Source organism: Pectobacterium betavasculorum, from assembly GCF_000749845.1.
In the GTDB taxonomy this organism is placed as follows: Bacteria; Pseudomonadota; Gammaproteobacteria; order Enterobacterales; family Enterobacteriaceae; genus Pectobacterium; species Pectobacterium betavasculorum.
Genome location: NZ_JQHM01000082.1, coordinates 1 through 250, shown reverse-complemented (window position 1 = coordinate 250; position 250 = coordinate 1). Strand labels below are relative to the sequence as shown.

1 tRNA gene and 1 rRNA gene are annotated in these 250 nt (G+C 58.4%); both read right to left on the bottom strand.

Features of this window, described 5'->3' with window-relative positions:
• Positions 1-7 precede the first annotated feature (7 nt).
• Positions 8-84 (bottom strand) — tRNA-Asp (locus KP22_RS21195).
• 52 nt (positions 85-136) lie between these two features.
• Positions 137-250: ribosomal RNA gene (rrf, locus tag KP22_RS21190) — 5S ribosomal RNA — on the bottom strand; the annotation flags it as partial.

Sequence of the window (250 nt, the reverse complement as noted above, 5' to 3'; positions counted from 1 at the left end):
TAATAAGTGGCGGAACGGACGGGGCTCGAACCCGCGACCCCCTGCGTGACAGGCAGGTATTCTAACCAACTGAACTACCGCTCCACCGAATTTCTCTACAACCACCAGATCGCTCCGGCTTACTGCTTAATTTGATGCCTGGCAGTTCCCTACTCTCACATGGGGAGACCCCACACTACCATCGGCGCTACGGCGTTTCACTGCTGAGTTCGGCATGGGGTCAGGTGGGACCACCGCGCTATCGCCGCCA